Here is a 17678-nt window from a genome sequence, read left to right on the forward strand (position 1 = left end):
GAACCCGGCACCAGCAGACGGGGTATTTTTTGTCATGACCAACATGACGAAGACCTCAATACACTCTGTCGTGACGGCCGTCACCGCGACAGGCGTGGCAGCGCTCATTGGTGCCGCGACGCTTGGCGCGCAGGCACCGGCCGATGCGTCGTACGAACGTGTGGCCAAGGCCTGGGCAGGCACACATACGCTGCGCGCGGATTTCGAGCAGAAGATCAGCAACCCATTGCTCGCGCGCACAGTGACGTCCAAGGGCGTGTTCCTGCAGGAACGCCCGGGCAAGCTGTCCATCACGTTCTCGCAGCCGGCGGGTGATCGCATCGTCGGCGATGGCAAGTTCCTGTGGGTGTATCTGCCCAGCAGCGCACCGGGTCAGGTACTGAAGCTGCCCGCCGATGCCGATGGCGCGTTCGTAGCGGACCTGCTTGGCCAGTTGCTGGACACTCCCAAGAAGGCGTTCACCATCACCGGGGGCGAGTCATCGCCGGTAGACGGGCGTGCTGCGCGTCGGGTGCAGTTGATTCCCAAGACGGCCGGTTCGGTGCCATTCCAGAAGGCCGTGCTGTGGCTGGATGAGAAGGACCCAAGGCCTCTGCGTGTGCAGGTGATCGATGGTCAGGGCGTGGATCGCACGATCACGCTCACCACCTGGTCACCGGAAGCGACGATGCCTGCGGACGCGTTCCGCTTCAATGTCCCGAAGGGTGTGAAGGTCGCGTCGAAGCTTTGATGTTCATCTGACGCACATCGCCTGAAACACAAAAGGCCCGCTCTTGCTGAGCGGGCCTTTTGTGTTTTGCGCCTGCCTATCGGACCAGGTCCGTCACCACGATGAGGTGATCGCTCACCTGCGCAAACGTCTCGCGCGTCATACGCAGCTTCTTGAGCAGGCGATCACTCAGGTCTTCGGTGGTGAAGACAAATCCGCCGCGCTGGTTGAAGCCCCGATACAGTGTGAGATCGAGTTGACCGGGTGAGAATTGCGCGGCCGCGGCGCTCTCCCAGGTGACCGCCGATTGCTCGGCAAGCCGCTGTGCCTGACTGACTCGCACACCCGGAAAGTCGGAGAGTCCGGACAGCAGGGTATGCACGGAACGAGGGCTCCCCACCGCATTGAAGTCGCCGGCAATCACCAGTGGGAAGTCACCACGTTGAGTTTGTTCGGCCCGGATGTAGCTGCGAATCGCCTCCGCCTGCAGCACCCGCAGATTGTCCTGTACGTTGCCGGCGAATCCACCGCTCTGCAGGTCGAGTGGCACGAACATCACGTCCCGGCCGTCTACGTCCACCCACGCACCCACGCTCGAGATCTGCGCGGCCTGCTCGATGTCGATGAGACGATGCCCCGCTTCCGGCGTGATGAGACGCAGACTGTCGAGTGCGCCCGCCGCATAACGCATGGACACCATGTTGGGTACCGCACGCACCGTGCGACGCCGCGCGGCAACTACAGCGCGCTGCCTTCCACCGCTGCCGCCAATCACGAACTGCCATGGGCCGAGCGCGCGCAGCGCTGGTAGGTCGAAGAACCGACGTAGCGAATCGGCCGTCACCTGTTCGTACACTTCGTCGAGCAGCACCACATCGGGCGTGACCGCTGCCAGCAGACGGGCATGCATCTCCGGCTTGCGGAACGACCCTTCCGACACGTTCCACTGCGCCACACGCAAGGCACCAGGTGGTGGTGCGAAGATGGTGTCGATGCGGGGGCGTGGTGCACTGGCTGTCACCGTGCGCAGGCGATACGGGGCCGTCGGTGAGACGTGCACTACCGAATCTGGGGTCACGAACACGGGCGTCACACGTACGAGAGTCTCCGTGTGCCCGAGGCTCCCCCGCCGCGGCCGCGCGATACGCAGTTCAAACTGCCTCGCTTCCCACGTTGGCATCGCGACGAGATCGAGCTCGTACGGGGAGCGGAACTCGCCGAGTCCCGTCACCGTGGCCGGGCGAATCGCCATACCGGCACCACGCGCGCCGGCCTGCGCTTTATCCAGACGTGAGAAGTCCACGGCGAAATCGACTTGCTTCACGCCATACACAGAGTGATCGGACGCACTGGCAAGGCCCGTGCTGAACAGCAGGTGCAACGTGCCCGGCATCGCCTGCAGATTCACGCTGTCCCGAAAAGTCAGCGAGAGATACAAGTAGTGCGGACTGTCAGCGGCAGCGACCGCGACAAGCGGTGATGCACCCTGCTGCTGCAGAATGGGCGCGACACCGTACCAATCGGAGAAATCGCCGTCGAGCGCGATGGGCTCGATGACATCGGGACCGTCGAAGAAGGTGCGCGGAAGATGGGAGCGCACCGCACAACTTAGAAGCGCGAGACACACCATCAGCCGCGCTCCCATCGACAACCACCGGCGCGTCATGGCCGCAGCGGCACCGTGACGGTGGGCTTTTCGATGTTGCCAAACACATCCCGCGGCGTGCGGGACGACTGCAGCACCGACGACGCGCGCTGCAGTGTGGCGTCGTCCTGCGTGCGACGCAGGAACTCGGCGTCGCTGCCAAACGCGACCCGCGTCATCTCGTAACCCAGTGAGCGCGATACCCACGGAGTGGCCGCATCGAAGATCGCGCGCGGCGGCGCCACATTGCGACGCTCCAGTTCGCGATACACGGCATTGAGCATCTCCATTGTGACGGGGTCGCCCGGTGACTGCATGCTGCGCCGCTGCGCCTGCGCCTCGCGGGCCAGTGCATCACGATACGCTCCCAGGTTCTTCCCCATGGCACGAGCCAGCGCCTGCACCGGCACGGGAAGCAGCGTGTCCCCCACGACGATGTCCGGCGTGATACCGCCGCCACCGAACACCGTGCGACCGGCATCGGTGCGATAGCGTGGCTTCACGGTATCGGGGAGCGTGACGAGCCCGGTATCGAGTTCCGGTTCGCCATCCGCGTCCACCGACGGTGCACGATTGATGCCACGGCCCAATGGCGTGTACCAGCGCGCAATCGTGAGACGCAGCGCACCGCCCGACGAAAGGGGATACACGTTTTGCGCACTGCCCTTGCCGAAGCTCGTCATGCCGAGCACGATGGCGCGGTCATGATCCTGCAGCGCACCGGCCACGATTTCGGAGGCACTCGCACTCGACCGGTCGAGCAGCACGGCGAGCGGCAAGGTGGGCCAACGCTGCGGTACCGAATCGGTGTACGTCTGGCTGGCTGTGCCTGGTCGGCCGCGCAACTGCACGATGCTCTGCCCGCGGTCGAGGAACAGCTCGGCCACCGCGACGCCCTGCTCCAGCAATCCGCCCGGGTTGCCGCGCAGGTCCATGACCAACGCGCGCGCGCCCATGCGCACCACCGAGTCGACAGCCAGCCGCAGTTCATCGGCCGTCTGCGCGCTGAACACGTTCACGTCGACGTAGCCGACACCATTGGGCAACAAGGCCACGCGCTGCACAGCGCGCAGATGCACCTTGTCGCGCACAATGGAGAACGGGATGCGCTGGTCACCGCGCTCGATGATAAAATTCACCGCCGTGCCCTGCGCGCCGCGCACCACACGGGAGACTTCGTCACGCGTCCAGCCGCGCGTGGATTCCTTGCCGATCTGGACGATGCGGTCGCCCGTGAGAATACCGGCCCGTTCCGAGGGACCGCCATTGATCGGCTCGAGCACCACTGGCCAGCTCTCGCGAATGTCGATCTGCAGACCGATGCCGGCATAGGTGCCGCTGATCTGCTCGTTCAACCGACGCAGGCGGTCTTCGGCGAGGTATGTGGTGTACGGGTCACCGAGTTCGCGCAGCATGCCCGCCACCGCCTTGTCGTACACCTCGCTCGCATCGAGCGAGTCGACATAGCGTTGGGCGATCGTGGACACGACCTGATCGAACAGACGTGCTCCACCGAGCGGCGCTCGCGTCGGTTGTTCACCGGCGGTGAGTTCACGGCCCGCCCACCACCCGCCCACGGACAGCAGGGCCACAAAAAAGATGGCCGCGGCGATGGCGCGGACGCGACGGGCTGGCGTGCGTGGTGTATCGGGGAGGATTTCCGGCATGCGTCAGTGAGAGCGCGATCGAACGAGCAATGCTTGCGTCATGGGCGGCGGCCTCACCGCGAATGCAGCAGCGACGTCGCCGCCGCTGTGAATCGCGCGGGCCAGCGCTGGACCAACGCTTCGAGGCATCGCACCGTGACAGCGTCGACATCGCCCTGAGCCATCACGGCAATCACCGGACCGACTTCAGGGTGTGCCTGCTGCCACGCAGGAGTGAGTGCCGTGTCGAAGGCGGCCCGCACCCGCTCGTGAAACGCGGCCTCCTCCTGCTCCATGCGATCGGCCGCACCGCGCGCCTGCATGCGCGCCATGGCCACATCGAGCGGCACATTCAACAACAACGTCAGGTCGGGCGCACGACCGCCCGTCGCCAATCGGTTCACACCCGACAGCACATCGAGCGGCAGCCCACGACCTGCGCCCTGATAGGCGTATGTGGACAGCAAAAACCGATCGACCAATACCACTGCGCCACGCGCGAGCGCCGGTTCGATCACATCCGCGACGAGCTGCGCGCGCGACGCCGCAAACAGCAGCGCCTCGGCACCAGGAGCCAGCGACGAGGTCGGATCGAGCAGCAGCGCACGAATGGCGTCGCCGGCCTGCGTGCCACCAGGCTCGCGCACGGCGACCACTTCATGCCCGACCGCCCTCAGGGTGGAGGACAGTCGTTGCCATTGCGTGGTCTTGCCCACCCCTTCGCCACCTTCGAGCACCACGAACAGGCCGGACACCGTTTCCACGGCACCGCCCGACCCGTTCAGTGATTCCTCGGCATCCACAGCGCGCATGCGGAACGAATCAGCCGAGGATGATCTGGCTGGTGGCACCCACACGAATGCCTTCGGCGATCAACTGGTTCACGCGCAGCATGAGCTTGTCGAAGTTGTCCTGCGCCGAGATTGCGCGCTGGTAGTTGCTGTTGCCCTGCACCTGGGAGAACAGACCTTCGAGCTGCTGCTCCATCTCCGGCGTGGGCTCCTCGCCGCGTTCGGCCATCGCCTGCGCATCCTGACGGATCTGCTCCATCTGGCGCAGCAGGGTCGTGGCATCGCGATCCGCATTCAGCGCTTCGCTGGACCGCTTCACGGCCTTGTATTCATCACTCTGGCCGATCATGCGGCCGAGTTCCTTCGCCTTGTCTTCCAGCATGTATGCGGCCTCCTGGCCGTGAGCAGCAGTACACTGAGGTGGGAGAGATTGAGAGACTGCGCAACGTCTCAATGACGCTGCGATGCCGTTGTGCCGTCGTGACCTGCCGTCCTGCGTGCCACCAGCACGCGTTCACGGCCGGTGAGATCCTGCATGACCCGTACATCCGCGAAACCGTACTGCCGGGCCAACGCTGCAGTTTCGTGCGCGCGCCGGGCATCCAGTTCCAACACGATCCAACCGTCGGGCTCGAGCACGGCGTGCGCTCCCGAGAGGAGCGCCACGTACCGGGCCATACCCCGCTCTGCGGCAAACAGTGCGACGGATGGTTCCCAGTCCCGCACGCTGGCGGGCAGTGCGCCCGCTTCGTCGTACGCAATGTACGGCGGGTTGGAGACAATGACACGGGCGCGTACGTCACGGACGGGGGCCAGATCGGCACCCACGCGGAACTCCACCGGCGAGGCCTTCCAGGTGGTATCGGCAGCACGCAGACGCGAGTCGTTCCCGCGTGCCACGTCGAGGGCGTCTTCGGAGATATCGGTGGCAATCACATGATCGAATGCCCCTTCATGTGCGAGGCTGAGCGCGATGGCGCCCGATCCCGTACCGATATCCACAGCGATGCCGCCGGGCCGCTCGGCAGAGAGCCGCAACGCCTCCCCCACCACGATCTCCGTCTCCGGACGCGGGATCAGCACACGCCGATCCACCTGCAGCACCAGCTCGCGAAACGCCGCCGACCCGACCGCGTAGGCCAGCGGCTCACCCGTCATGCGACGGTGCAGAGCACGCCGAATGCGATCGAGTGTCGCCTCATCCACCACGGCTCCTGTGGTCACGCGCTGCGCCAGGGCAAGGGGTGAGAGGTCGAGGACCGCCGACACGAGCCACCGCGCCTCGAGCGCCGGGTCGACGTTGTCGTCGCCGTACCGATCGCGCGGTGCGGTCGACAAGGCCTTGGCAACACCGGTCAGCAGGTCACGCAACGGGACGGGGCCTGACGCTCCCACGCCTTCCTGTGGCGCTGCGTCGGCCAACTCAGGCACTCAGCTTCTCTTCCGCGTTGGCAAGCGCCAGCGCATCGAGGAACGGTGCGATATCGCCGTTCATCACGCTGTCGATGTCATACAGCGTGAGACCCACGCGATGGTCGGTCACGCGCCCCTGCGGGAAGTTGTACGTGCGAATCTTCGCCGACCGGTCGCCCGTCGACACCTGCGACTTCCGCATGCGTGAACGCTCGGCTTCCTGCTCGGAGAGACGCAGGTCGAGCAGTCGTGCGCGCAGCACGTCCATGGCCTTGGCCTTGTTCTGCAGCTGCGACTTCTGGTCCTGCTGCGACACCACGATGCCGGTGGGAATGTGCGTGATACGCACGGCCGAGTCGGTGGTATTCACGCTCTGACCGCCGGGGCCCGACGACCGGAATACGTCGATGCGGAGGTCCTTGTCCTCGATGCGCATGTCCACCTCTTCGGCTTCGGGCAGCACGGCCACCGTGGCGGCCGAGGTGTGGATACGGCCCTGAGATTCCGTGGCTGGCACACGTTGTACCCGATGCACACCGGATTCCCACCGCAAAACACCAAAGACGCCGTCGCCGGACACCTTGAACACCGACTCCTTCACGCCGCCCAACGTCCCCTCAGAATAGGAGATCGGCTCGATGCGCCAGCCACGCCGCTCGAGAAACCGCGTGTACATGCGCAGCAGGTCGCCGGCGAACAGGCCCGCTTCGTCACCACCCGTACCGGCCCGGATTTCCACGATGGCCGGACGCTCATCGAGCGGATCCCGGGGTATGAGCAGCGGCAGCAGCTCCTTCTCCAGAACCCCCGACTCCTCTTCCAGCCGCGTGATTTCGGTGCGGGCCTCGGCGGCGAAATCCGGATCGTCACCGTTGGCCAACTCCCGGGCCTCGGCGATCTCCTGTTCGGCCTTTTGCAGGCGTGTGGCCCGGGCGACAACCTGGGCCAGGCGATGGTGCTCACGACCGAGCTCGGCCAGACGGGGCGCATCCTTCGTCGTTTCGGGATCGGCGAGGAGCTGCTCCACTTCGATGGCGCGTTGCAGCGCCTCGGCCATTCGGTCGCGAAGGTGACTCAGCATACTGGGATGAAATTCGTGATATCGGTCACGGCGAACCGACGACCCCTTCGGTTAGGGTACAATCGGTCGCAACCGACGCGCCCCTGTCGCGGACCCGTCTGCAGACTGTGGGTATCACGGAAAGATACACGACACGAGGTGATTACATATGGTGACCTTTGGCTCTCCCCCACTCCGTATGACGCCGCCCACGATGAGCGTCTCGCTCGAGCGCATCACCGATTTTCTTTCCACTGTCCCGCTCTTTCGGGAACTGGAGCGATCCGCCGTGCGCGGTTTCGCCGAAGTTACCCGCGAGCAGCGATTTGCGAAGGGCGCCCTGATCGTCTCGGAAGGCGATGCGGGCGACGCTCTCTACGTAGTCCGCTCGGGCGAGGTGAAGGTAGTCCTCGTCGGTGACGACGGTCGCGAGGTGATTCTGCAGGTGTTGAGCGTTGGTGATCATTTTGGCGAACTCGCCCTGATCGACGGCCGCCCGCGCTCCGCGCACGTGGTGGCCACCCACGCCTCCAGCCTGCTCGTGCTGCGCCGTCCGGAATTCCGCCGTCAGGTGGAGCAGAACCCCAAGGTGGCCTGGGAGCTCATGGTGGAGCTGTCGCGCCGCCTGCGTCAGGCTGACGGTACGATCGGCAGCCTGGTGTTGCTGGACGTGCCGGGCCGCGTGGCCAAGGTGCTGCTGGAGCACGCCACGCCGGGTGAACCGGCTTCGCTGGTCAAGCAGCTCACGCACCAGACCATCGCGCAGATGATCGGTGCCAGCCGCGAAACCGTTTCCCGCGCCATGTCGGAGTTCCAGGATCAGGGCATGATCATGGTGCAGCGGCGCGTGGTGACGATCATCAATCGTGGGGCATTGGAAAGCCGGGCCCGTCCTCGGGCCTGATCGCGAGGCTCCGAACGCTCAAGCGTCGCCGCCCCCGGCAATACGTCGCTTTCCAATGTCAGAAAATCCCACACCACCGGCACCACGTGCGCGGGTTCGCTTCTGGGGAACCCGTGGCACGTGCGCGTCGCCGGGACCACGCACCGTTCGCTACGGCGGCAATACGCCCTGCGTCGAAGTGCGCGGCTCCGGCGGACCTGCCCTCGTGCTCGACGCCGGCACCGGCATCCGGGCGCTTGGTCAGCACATGCAGCGGTCTCCGCTCAGTGACGAAGCCATTCATCTGTTCCTGACCCATCGACACGCTGATCATGTGATCGGCTTGCCGCATTTTGCGCCGTTGCACGCCCGCACACGCAGCATGCATGTGTGGTGTGGCGATTGTGCCGAGGACAGCCTGCCCAGCTTTCTGGCGACGCTGGTGAGCCCACCGCTCTTTCCTGCGGTGGATGGGTTGGTGGGCCAATTGCTTGCTCACGACTGGCCGGAAGGCAAGGCCGTGCCCGTGGGCGAGTTTCTCGTGCATCGGTTCGGGGCTCATCACCCGGGCGAAGCGGCGATCATTCGCGTCGATGATGCAAGTGGTCCGGTCATGGCCTACGCGCCCGACAACGAGCTGGCCTACGCGGACCAAACCACGACGCATGTCGAATGGCTCGCCGCGTTGCGGGAATTCCTGCACGGCGTGCCACTACTGGTGCACGATGCCACCTACACCGACGACGAATTACCGTCGCACGTCGGGTGGGGGCATTCCACGACCACTGAAGCGGTGCGACTCGCCGTGGAGTGCGGCGTTGGCACATTGGCCCTGTTTCATCATCATCCCGATCGTGACGATGACGCGATCGAGCGCATCGTGGAGTCGGCCCGTGTGCAGGGTACGGAAGCGGGCAGCAGCGTGCGGGTACTGGCCGCGTGGGAAGGCTTGTCGCTGTCGGTGTAACCGGCAGCGATCACGTCAGGCGCCCCAGCCGCCGCCGCCCGGCGTCTCGATGGTGAGCACATCACCGGCCCGCATCGCCACCCGAGTCTTGGCAGGCAACACATCAGCGTTGAGCAGGTTGCGCCCCATCGCGCCCGGTTTGCCGCCCTCGCTGCCCGGCGGTGCCACCGCGCGTCGTTCAGTGAGGAGGGTGGCCGTGCACGCCTCCATGGCCTGGTAGCGCCGCACCACGCCATCACCGCCACGATGCACGCCCGTGCCCCCGCTGCCGCGGCGCACGGCGTACTCCACCACACGCAGCGGGTACGCGCGCTCCAATGCTTCGATGGGCGTGTTACGCGTGTTGCTCATGCCCACATGCACCGCATCAGGACCGTCGCCTCGACGACTCGCGCCCTGCCCGCCGCCCAGCGTTTCGTAGAACGTCCAACCGGGCGCGCCGAGGGTGACATTGTTCATGGTGCCCTGCCCCGCCGCCGGAATGATCACGTCCGCCGCGTGCACCGATGCCGCCGCGTGGGCCAGTGCAGCAAAGCACACATCCGTGAGGCGTTGCGACAACTCCACATTGCCCGCCGCCACCGCACTCGGGCGTTTGGCGTTCGCGACACAGTCATCAGGGATGACGAGCGAGACCGCACGAGCCACGCCATCGTTGACGGGCACGTCATCGTCGCACAGCACACGCAATACGAACACCGCGGCGGCGCGTGCCACGGCCGGCGGTGCATTCACGTTGCCACGCACCGCGCCAGACGTGCCCGTGAGGTCGAGATGCAACGTGGCGTTCTCCACACGTGCCGCCACCACGATGGGGATTGGTGCATCGTCCACCCCATCGCTCTCCAGCACATCCTGTGCGGCGCCTGACGCGCCCTCGAGCATGGACAGTCGCGCGCGAATGCGTCGCTCGGTGTAATCGAGCAGCGCATTCACCGCGGACTCCAGCGCGGCCGCACCAAGTCGGGCCTGCAACGCCTGCCATCCCCGTGCGCCGGCGGCGCAAGCCGCACGCTGTGCACGCAGGTCGCCCTCGCGCTCGGCGGGTGTGCGCACGTTGGCGAGCACGAGCCGCAGCACATCGGCCTGTGGTGCACCCGCCACTTCGATGCGAACAGGGGGCACAATGAGCCCTTCCTGGAACAACTCAGTGGCACCGAATGGCATGCTGCCAGGACTCATACCGCCCACATCGGCATGATGCGCGCGCACGGCCGCATACCCGATGATGCGTGGTGCACCCGCCGATGCACCGGGGTCGGCAATCACTTCGACCATCGTGAGGTCTGGCAGGTGCGAGCCGCCATGCGCCGGGTCGTTGAGCAGAAACACGTCGCCCGCGCATGCACCGGCAGCACGCACCGCGGCCACGGCCTCGGGCATCGCGCCCAGGTGCACTGGAATGTGCGCCGCTTGCGCGACCATGCGCCCCTGGGCGTCAAACAGCGCACATGAGGCATCACGACGCTCACGAATGTTCGGCGAGATGCTGCTGCGTTCCAGCAGCGAGCCCATCTCCTCGGCGAGCATCGCCACACCCTGCGAGAACACGGTGAGCTCGAGGGCGTCGAATGTATCGGACATCAACGGTCTCCCTCTCGCGTCGAGTAGCCCGCTTCGAGTACGGCCGCCGCGCATCGCTGCATCCACGCTTCCTGCAAGTCGGCAAGCCGGGCGCCCTTACCGCGATTGGGGGCCATGGACAACAACCCCTGCGCCGACGGATGCGGCACCGCGCGCGTGGTCAGTGTGGCGCCCAGCGAGGGATAGCGGGACAGGAATGCCTCCACCGTGCGCGCGGCAACCTTGCCAAGCGTGACGATGCCACGCAGATCGCGCGTGAGCAGTTGTGCAATGTCGGAGTGCAACCGGGCGAAGTTGGCATCGCTCTCGAGTTCTGCGCGCGTGGGAGCCCGGAACTTCACACCGTTGTCGGTGGGGCAACGATCGAGTGCATTGCCCAGCGCCACACCATGTGCCACGGGGTGCAAACCCGCCGCGGCAAAGCGGGCACCGTCCCAGGGCATGGTGTGCACCGCGGCGGGCAATGTCATCGCACCAATGCCGCCCAAGGCGCCATAGAGGTGCTGACCAGCGCCGTCTCCGAAGAACGGATACCCACTCTTGTCGGCGCCACGTGGCCCTGGCGCTTCGCCGATGAGCAACACGTGCACCGGACCCTCAGCAGGGACCAGCATGGGCACCGCGATGCCGCGAATTCGCGCTTCGGTGGCAGGTGTACGCGCTGTCATGAATCGGTCTCCAGCATCCATCCCCCGATGTCGAGTGGCCGTGCCGTCCATCCGACAGGCACCAGCAACGTGGCATCGGGCAATGGCACGACGGCTGCACCATGTACGGTCTTCTGTGACTCCGCACGCTGCCAACGGATGGCACGTGGCGTCCCGCTCAAGGTGGTGCGCGCACTGATGCACTCCACGGGTCGGTCGAGCGTGAAGCCGGTGCGCTGCGCATGACGTGCAACGAATCGCTCGGCTACCTGCGATACACTGTCCAGCTCTGTCACGGGGACATCCAGTTCATAGCCCTGGCCCACGTATCGCGCGCGCAATGACCAACGGGCCTCGAGCGCCGTGTCGCCCGCTGCGAGCGCGCGCGCCGCCTCACGCAGCAGCGTGTGCATGGCCTCGTCGGACCATTCGTTGAGCGCTTGCATGCAGCTGGTCAGGCTTTCGCGACGCTCCGGTGCCAGCGCGAGCCCCACAGCACTGAGCACACCAGCGTACGGCGGCACGATGACCTGTCGCATGCCCAAGCGCTCGGCGAGACCACACGCGTGCAGTGGGCCGCCACCACCAAAGGCAATGAGCGGAATGCCACGCGGATCGACACCACGCTCCACCGACACGCGGCGCAGGGCTCGCGCCATCGTGGCGTCGGCGGTGGCGATGATGGCGGAAGCCGCTCGCTCGACCGTCACGCCAAGCGGTTCGGCGATGCGCGCAATGGCGGCGCGGGCCGCGTGTTCATCGATGCGCACCCCACCGCTCCACTCGCCGGCCGCGATGGTGCCCAGCACCACGTGCGCGTCCGTAACGGTGGCCTGTTCACCACCACGCGCGTACGCCGCAGGTCCCGGTACGGCGCCCGCGCTGCCCGGGCCTGCACGCAACGCGCCACCATCATCCAGCCACGCGATGCTGCCACCACCGGCCGCCACGGCTTCCACCAATACACGCGGCAAGGCGATGGGCACACCGGCCACATCGCCGCCACGCTCCACCAGCGGTTCGCCATCGTCGATCAGACCGACATCGGCGCTGGTGCCACCAATGTCGATCGTGAGCGCGCGCGGTACGCCCAGTGCGCGGGCCACTGCTGCCGCACCGGTGACACCACCCGCCGGTCCGGACAGGGCCAATGCGGCCGCATATTCGGCCGCTACTTCCGCCGACAGGGTTCCGCCCGATGAAGTCATCACCCGCGGCGATGGATAGCCCTGCGCGGTCAGTCGCCCGCTCAACCCTTCGAGATATCGCCGCACCGCAGGACGCGCGTACGCTTCGGCGACAGTGGTGGCCATGCGTTCGTACTCGCGGATTTCCGGCAGCACGTCGTGGCTGGTGATCACATCCACGGATATACCGCGTCGTGTGATCTCTTCGCGAAGGGCTGACGCCAACTGCTGCTCGTGCGCAGGATGCGCATAGGCGTGCAGCAGCGTGATCGCGATGGTGTCCGGCGTGGCTTCGAGTACGGATGCCACCACCTCGCGCACAGTCTGTTCAGACAGCGGCTCGACGATCCCTTCGGGCGCCATGCGCTCGGTCACCGGGAACACCTGATCGCGGGCGACCAATGGTGTTGGATGGTGACGGGAGAGATCGTACAACGCTGCGCGTTCCTGCCGCCGCAGTTCGAGCAGGTCGGTGAATCCGCGGGTAGTGCAGGCCGCCACCCGTGCGCCACGTCGCTCGAGCAGGAGATTCGTGACCACCGTGGTGCCGTGTGCGATGGACGACACCTGGGGCGCGGGAATGCCCGCAGCAGCGAGCGCATCGAGCACGCCCTGTGCGCGATCACCGGGCACACTCAGCACCTTGCTGGTGATGACGGTGCCATCGTCGTGCAGAGCGGCAAGATCGGTGAACGTGCCGCCCACATCGATCCCCACCGCCACCGCGCTGGCCAATCGCTCTCCGGTGTGTGCCCCCACTTCGTGTCTCAGGTGCGTGTGGCCGGTGCCGTGAGACGCTGCGCGGCCCACGCCAGCGCGACGTGTACGGGCAACACGGCGAACACCACCAGCATGCTACCCTGCGAGAAGCCCGGCAGATGCATGAGCACCAGCGCGATCAAGGCAAAGACCGCGCACACCGCGGACAAGCCACGTACCGCACGACCGGTGCGGCCCACGCTGGCCCGCCATGGCCAGAGGACGGCAGTGAGCAGCAACAGCGGATTGAACAGCAACAATGAGAGATTGCTGCCCATGTACGGCGCATGCTTGGTAACCGTGGCCGCGAGCAGCAGCGCGGTACCCACCACGCCGCCCACCAGATACCATGTCACTCCAAAGATGCTGAGCGTTGTGCCAGCCATCGTGGCGCCGTGGCCTGCCGCGCGGGCGAGCAACACGACCAGTGCCGCCAGCAACAATCCGAAGGCCGCGCCGGCCCACAAACGATTGGGCGCCGAGTTGGGCAGTGGCGCGCGTTGCGCCGTGTAGATCACGGAGTCCTGCTGCACCACGGCGGCTCCGGCCACCTGCGCTGCCGCCAGATGGTCAGCGAGACGTTCCGGGAGGAACGATTCTCCCCATGCATCGAGGTGAGCATCGGCGTTGCGGCCAAGCGCGATCTCGATGCCGGCGTACACCGGCAGGTCGCTCGCCGTGATGCGCGCCGTCTCGTCACGCCACGTGTGATGCCCCGAGGTCGTGGAGAGGGCGGGCTTGAGCGCACCACTCATGGCCCAATCGAGCGCGTCCCGCACGCGCGTCGAACAATTGTCGCGGTAGTAGTCGTAGCGATAGTACTTGTTCTGCTCCTGGGCATTCCACGCCAGGAAGTCGTACAATGCGCCACGCTGCGCCGGCGACAGGGCGATGATCTGCTTGCGGATCGTGCGATCCTCGCCCTGATACGCGGCGTTGAACTGGTCGGTGCGATAGCCCACCATCCAGTACTTCGTATCGCCGGTGAGGAAGCGCGCGAGGAAGTTCGGCTGGTTGAAGTCGAACATGCCCCAGTTGAACGCCACATCCTCGCCGGTGGTACGATCATGCACGGCCAGAGCGATGTGTCCGAAACGTTCGAAGATCGCGTTGCCCGGGCCGTACGTGTACACAGCCACCTCGAGCGACTCACCGCGCGACGCCCGGGCACTGTCGAGCACCGCCGACTCACCAAGCGCCGGCGGTGGTGCTGTGGCGGGTACGTTGTCCGCCGGACCGGCGGGGCTGCAGGCCACGAGTCCCGCCAGCAGCGCCAGCGTGGCGCGCCACATCCCGCGACCTGTGCCGACACGCATCAGAAGCGGATCTCCTTGCCATCGTCGGCGGCCTTGTAGATCGCGTCGACGATGCGCTGCACCTGCACCTGTTCGGCCGGCGCTTCGTACGTCACTTCGCCGCGAATCATGGCCAGGAAGTGTGCAATTTCGGCGCGATAGCTCTGCAGAAACGGGCTTTCCCGCGATGCGGCCCCGGAGGGCGATACGTCCACAGCCCGGCCGTTCAACTCCTTGGTGACCCGCAACGGCGAAAGACGCGCCGAACCACGCGTGGCGTGCACCTCGAACCACCAGCGGTCCTCGTCACCCACGTGCTCCCATGTCAGATCCATGATGAGCACCAGGCCGTTCTCGCACTCAAGAAAGACCTGCATCGCATCTTCAACAGCCCCGGCTCCCCGGCCGCGTCGCATGTTGGCGCTCACGCGCACCGGTGCCGGTTGGTCAGCCAGCCAGAGTGCGAGATCGAGCAACGGGAAGCCCTGCTCGAGAAACACACCGCCACCCGACTCGGCACGGCGATTGCGCCAGCCATCAGCGTTGCGCCGCACCTGCAGCGACCCCGCGCGAATGGAGGTGACCTGCCCCAGCTCCGCATTGCGGATGAACTGGTCGAGCGCCTGCACATCGGCGCGGAAGCGATGATTGTGGCCGACAGCCAGCACCCGATCGGCGCGCTGGGCGGCGGCGATGCAGCGTTCCACACCGCGCGGCGAGAGGGCCAGCGGACGTTCACACAGCACGTGCAGCTTCTGGCGCAACGCGCTCAGCACATGCGGCTCGTGCAGGTGATTGGGCGTGGCGATGATCACGGCGTCGAGTTCATCGCTGTCGAGCAGCTCTTCGAAGTCGGTGAACACGTCGGGAACGCCGAAGCGATCGGCGAGCGCGCGCGCCTTGGCGCCGTCATTGTCGCAGAGCGCCACGAGCGACGCGCCGCGCAGCTTGGACAGGACCGGGATGTGCGTCAGCTGGGCGATAGCGCCCGTTCCGACCACGGCGATACGAACGCCGTCCTTCATTCACGCCTCCAGGGATGTCGATCGTCTGGTCGGCCGCCGAGCGTCGGCAGCCGATCAGTCCGCGAAACCGACGACCGTCCCCGGGTAGTAGTGGCGCAGGATGGAGCGCGCATCGATCCCCGCGCGTGCGCGGCCGATGGCTCCCCACTGACACATTCCCACTCCGTGGCCGTTGCCAGCACCACGCAACGTGACAGCCGTGAGCTGCCCGCGTGTGCGTGATTCGCGGTCCACGGAAAAATACGTGCTGGCCAGTATCGCGCCACGCGCATCGGCGAGAACATTGCGGATATCGCGTGCCGCCACCGTCACTGTTCCACGTTCGGTGTGCAACACCAGCGTCTCGGCGCGCCCGGACGGGGTGCGTGCGCCAATTTCGAGCTTCTGGATCGTGGCGGGACGCGGGTCACGGGCGCCAGCGGTCTGGAGCGCACGTCGCACCACTTCACGCAATCGTGCCTCGTCGAGCTCCGCATGCCAGTGATTGCGCGGCGAGAGGTCGCAATAGGCGCGGCCAGTGCGCGGATCGATGTCGTCCACCGGCTGGAGGTACGGCTCATCGCTGACCCCACGCCAGGCCTCACGCGGGCCCGCCGTGCGTCCACCACACGAAGAGAAATACGGGGCGTCGACGATGAGTCCGCCATACCGCAGGACGAGCCCCGACGTAGCGTCGACCGCTTCGTTCACCACCGGGTGCTCCACATCCATGCCCGCGTACACCTGATACTGCACGGTGCCGGTCATGTGCCAGCCACGAGCCGGATGCTGCGCGGCGTTGCTCGGGACACGCATGTACGTGTAGCTGCGTGCTGCGATGGTCTGCGCCTCAATGGCCGCGAGATCGCCTTCCTGCCGCGTGCCGATCTCGATGGGCACCACCCCGCGCAGGTAGTCTTCCACGGGCAACCGGTTGACGACGAGCACCCCGCTGTCGGTCGCCGTGAACAGCAGTTCTCCGCGATAGCGACGGTTGCCGAACTTGAGATAGCTCTCACCATTGGCGGGACGGGCCACAAAAGGCCCCTCGCGCCACGGGGTGGCATCACTGCCATCACCGGCCACACGCAGCAGGCCGCCGCGCTGTTCGATGCGCCAACCTTCGCTGCCGCTGCCGCGCACCAGGGCCACGCGTCCACCCTGCTCGTCGATGCTCCACGCGCCGGTGGCTGTGACCAGCGGAGCGGCTGCTCGCCCATCGAGCGCGATGAGCACCGTGCGGTCGGGCACGAGGCGTCCGGACGCTTCTCCACGCACGACCGGCGTGCGCCCGGTCTGGGCTGCCGGCGGCTTGGCACCAGCCGGCTGCGCGGGTGGCGCGATGGCCGGCTGCAGGGGCGCACACGCCATGGCCACAGCCGCGACCACCACGCCACCGAACAACGATGGCGCGAGCCACTTGGCCAGCTTCTGGGTGCGTGCGTCCGTCATGCGATTCAGTGTCCTGTCGACTCGGTCAGTGCAGCGCCGAGTGCATCGTCGAGACGCGAGAGCGTTTCGCCCACTTCGGCGGGGCCATGAGCGGCTGACATGAACGCCGCTTCAAAGGCCGACGGCGCGAGGCTCACGCCACGTGTGCGAGCCGCATGAAAGAATCGGCGGAAGAGCGCCACATCCGACTGCTTGGCGTCATCGAAGCTGCGCACGTCGCCATCGCGGAAGAAGAAGCCCCACATCGAACCCACATGACGTGCGCTGAGTGGCACGCCGTGGCGCGCCGCGATGCTGCGCAGCCCTTCGACGAGCGCCGCGGTCTGCCGCGTGATCTCATCGTGCACCGAGCGCGTGAGGCTGCCCAGTGTGGCGATGCCGGCGGCCATGGCGAGCGGATTGCCCGACAGTGTGCCGGCCTGATACACGGGACCCGTCGGGGCGATGTGCTCCATGATCGAGTGCGAACCACCGTAGGCCGCCACGGGCAAGCCACCACCGATCACTTTCCCCAGTGCGGTGAGATCGGGCGTCACACCGAAGTACTCGGTGGCGCCCCCGAAGGCGATACGGAAGCCGGTCATGACTTCATCGAAGACGAGCAAGGCCCCCGTTTCGTCAGCGATCCGGCGCAAT

The 17678-nt window shown here is 66.3% G+C and carries 16 protein-coding genes; 3 read left to right on the forward strand and 13 right to left on the reverse strand.

Features of this window, described 5'->3' with window-relative positions; genetic code table 11:
- The coding region (locus VGE27_RS07620) for an outer membrane lipoprotein carrier protein LolA (RefSeq protein ID WP_331049049.1) at nt 1-730 on the forward strand (730 nt) is incomplete at its 5' end.
- 76 nt (nt 731-806) lie between these two features.
- Here the strand turns inward: VGE27_RS07620 and VGE27_RS07625 are convergent.
- From VGE27_RS07625 to prfA, 6 genes are all read right to left on the reverse strand, one after another.
- Nucleotides 807-2309, reverse strand: a complete 1503-nt coding sequence (locus tag VGE27_RS07625; protein ID WP_331049050.1) for an endonuclease/exonuclease/phosphatase family protein — start codon at nt 2307-2309, stop codon at nt 807-809.
- A gap of 62 nt (nt 2310-2371) precedes the next feature.
- The gene (locus VGE27_RS07630; RefSeq protein ID WP_331049051.1) at nt 2372-4021 is read right to left on the reverse strand and encodes a S41 family peptidase; all 1650 of its coding nucleotides are present in this window, start codon (nt 4019-4021) and stop codon (nt 2372-2374) included.
- A 53-nt stretch (nt 4022-4074) separates the two neighbouring features.
- Nucleotides 4075-4812, reverse strand: coding sequence for a dTMP kinase (gene tmk / locus VGE27_RS07635; protein ID WP_331049052.1), 738 nt, complete (start codon nt 4810-4812; stop codon nt 4075-4077).
- A gap of 10 nt (nt 4813-4822) precedes the next feature.
- Nucleotides 4823-5173: a YlbF family regulator gene (locus VGE27_RS07640; protein WP_331049053.1), complete on the reverse strand. Its 351-nt coding sequence runs from the start codon at nt 5171-5173 to the stop codon at nt 4823-4825.
- A 68-nt stretch (nt 5174-5241) separates the two neighbouring features.
- On the reverse strand, nt 5242-6222 hold the full coding sequence (prmC, locus tag VGE27_RS07645) for a peptide chain release factor N(5)-glutamine methyltransferase (RefSeq protein WP_331049054.1): 981 nt from the start codon (nt 6220-6222) through the stop codon (nt 5242-5244).
- Nucleotides 6215-7285, reverse strand: a complete 1071-nt coding sequence (gene prfA / locus VGE27_RS07650) for a peptide chain release factor 1 (protein WP_331049055.1) — start codon at nt 7283-7285, stop codon at nt 6215-6217. Before prfA ends, prmC begins: the two co-directional genes overlap by 8 nt.
- 178 nt (nt 7286-7463) lie before the next feature.
- Here prfA and VGE27_RS07655 point away from each other — a divergent pair, with 178 nt between their 5' ends.
- Complete coding sequence (locus VGE27_RS07655) at nt 7464-8168, forward strand: Crp/Fnr family transcriptional regulator (protein ID WP_331049056.1); 705 nt, start codon at nt 7464-7466, stop codon at nt 8166-8168.
- A gap of 55 nt (nt 8169-8223) precedes the next feature.
- Entirely contained in the window at nt 8224-9114 is an 891-nt protein-coding gene (locus VGE27_RS07660) for an MBL fold metallo-hydrolase (protein ID WP_331049057.1), read from the forward strand.
- Between the two features lie 15 nt (nt 9115-9129).
- Here VGE27_RS07660 and VGE27_RS07665 read toward each other — a convergent pair whose 3' ends face one another.
- The 7 genes from VGE27_RS07665 to VGE27_RS07695 form a co-directional block, all read right to left on the reverse strand.
- Nucleotides 9130-10698: a hydantoinase B/oxoprolinase family protein gene (locus VGE27_RS07665; protein WP_331049058.1), complete on the reverse strand. Its 1569-nt coding sequence runs from the start codon at nt 10696-10698 to the stop codon at nt 9130-9132.
- Nucleotides 10698-11366, reverse strand: a complete 669-nt coding sequence (locus VGE27_RS07670) for a uracil-DNA glycosylase family protein (protein WP_331049059.1) — start codon at nt 11364-11366, stop codon at nt 10698-10700. Before VGE27_RS07670 ends, VGE27_RS07665 begins: the two co-directional genes overlap by 1 nt.
- Nucleotides 11363-13291: a hydantoinase/oxoprolinase family protein gene (locus tag VGE27_RS07675; protein WP_331049060.1), complete on the reverse strand. Its 1929-nt coding sequence runs from the start codon at nt 13289-13291 to the stop codon at nt 11363-11365. The genes VGE27_RS07670 and VGE27_RS07675 overlap by 4 nt, the downstream gene beginning before the upstream one ends.
- A gap of 8 nt (nt 13292-13299) precedes the next feature.
- A complete protein-coding gene (locus VGE27_RS07680; protein WP_331049061.1) occupies nt 13300-14607 on the reverse strand; it encodes a DUF4105 domain-containing protein in 1308 nt (435 codons plus the stop codon).
- On the reverse strand, nt 14607-15611 hold the full coding sequence (locus tag VGE27_RS07685; protein ID WP_331049062.1) for a Gfo/Idh/MocA family oxidoreductase: 1005 nt from the start codon (nt 15609-15611) through the stop codon (nt 14607-14609). Before VGE27_RS07685 ends, VGE27_RS07680 begins: the two co-directional genes overlap by 1 nt.
- A 54-nt stretch (nt 15612-15665) precedes the next feature.
- Nucleotides 15666-17042: a SpoIID/LytB domain-containing protein gene (locus tag VGE27_RS07690; RefSeq protein ID WP_331049063.1), complete on the reverse strand. Its 1377-nt coding sequence runs from the start codon at nt 17040-17042 to the stop codon at nt 15666-15668.
- 5 nt (nt 17043-17047) lie between these two features.
- Nucleotides 17048-17678 (reverse strand): aminotransferase class III-fold pyridoxal phosphate-dependent enzyme (locus VGE27_RS07695; protein WP_331049064.1); only part of this gene is annotated, 631 nt, incomplete at its 5' end.

Source organism: Gemmatimonas sp. (genome assembly GCF_036405635.1).
GTDB lineage: Bacteria > Gemmatimonadota > Gemmatimonadetes > Gemmatimonadales > Gemmatimonadaceae > Gemmatimonas.

What these genes read in the sequence shown, in the direction of transcription:
- VGE27_RS07630 (WP_331049051.1), bottom strand. Translation starts at nt 4,021, where the DNA reads ATGCCGGAAATCCTCCCCGATACACCACGCACGCCAGCCCGTCGCGTC.
- tmk (WP_331049052.1), bottom strand. Translation starts at nt 4,812, where the DNA reads ATGCGCGCTGTGGATGCCGAGGAATCACTGAACGGGTCGGGCGGTGCC.
- VGE27_RS07640 (WP_331049053.1), bottom strand. Translation starts at nt 5,173, where the DNA reads ATGCTGGAAGACAAGGCGAAGGAACTCGGCCGCATGATCGGCCAGAGT.
- prfA (WP_331049055.1), bottom strand. Translation starts at nt 7,285, where the DNA reads ATGCTGAGTCACCTTCGCGACCGAATGGCCGAGGCGCTGCAACGCGCC.
- VGE27_RS07655 (WP_331049056.1), top strand. Translation starts at nt 7,464, where the DNA reads ATGACGCCGCCCACGATGAGCGTCTCGCTCGAGCGCATCACCGATTTT.
- VGE27_RS07660 (WP_331049057.1), top strand. Translation starts at nt 8,224, where the DNA reads ATGTCAGAAAATCCCACACCACCGGCACCACGTGCGCGGGTTCGCTTC.
- VGE27_RS07665 (WP_331049058.1), bottom strand. Translation starts at nt 10,698, where the DNA reads ATGTCCGATACATTCGACGCCCTCGAGCTCACCGTGTTCTCGCAGGGT.
- VGE27_RS07670 (WP_331049059.1), bottom strand. Translation starts at nt 11,366, where the DNA reads ATGACAGCGCGTACACCTGCCACCGAAGCGCGAATTCGCGGCATCGCG.
- VGE27_RS07680 (WP_331049061.1), bottom strand. Translation starts at nt 14,607, where the DNA reads ATGCGTGTCGGCACAGGTCGCGGGATGTGGCGCGCCACGCTGGCGCTG.
- VGE27_RS07685 (WP_331049062.1), bottom strand. Translation starts at nt 15,611, where the DNA reads ATGAAGGACGGCGTTCGTATCGCCGTGGTCGGAACGGGCGCTATCGCC.
- VGE27_RS07690 (WP_331049063.1), bottom strand. Translation starts at nt 17,042, where the DNA reads ATGACGGACGCACGCACCCAGAAGCTGGCCAAGTGGCTCGCGCCATCG.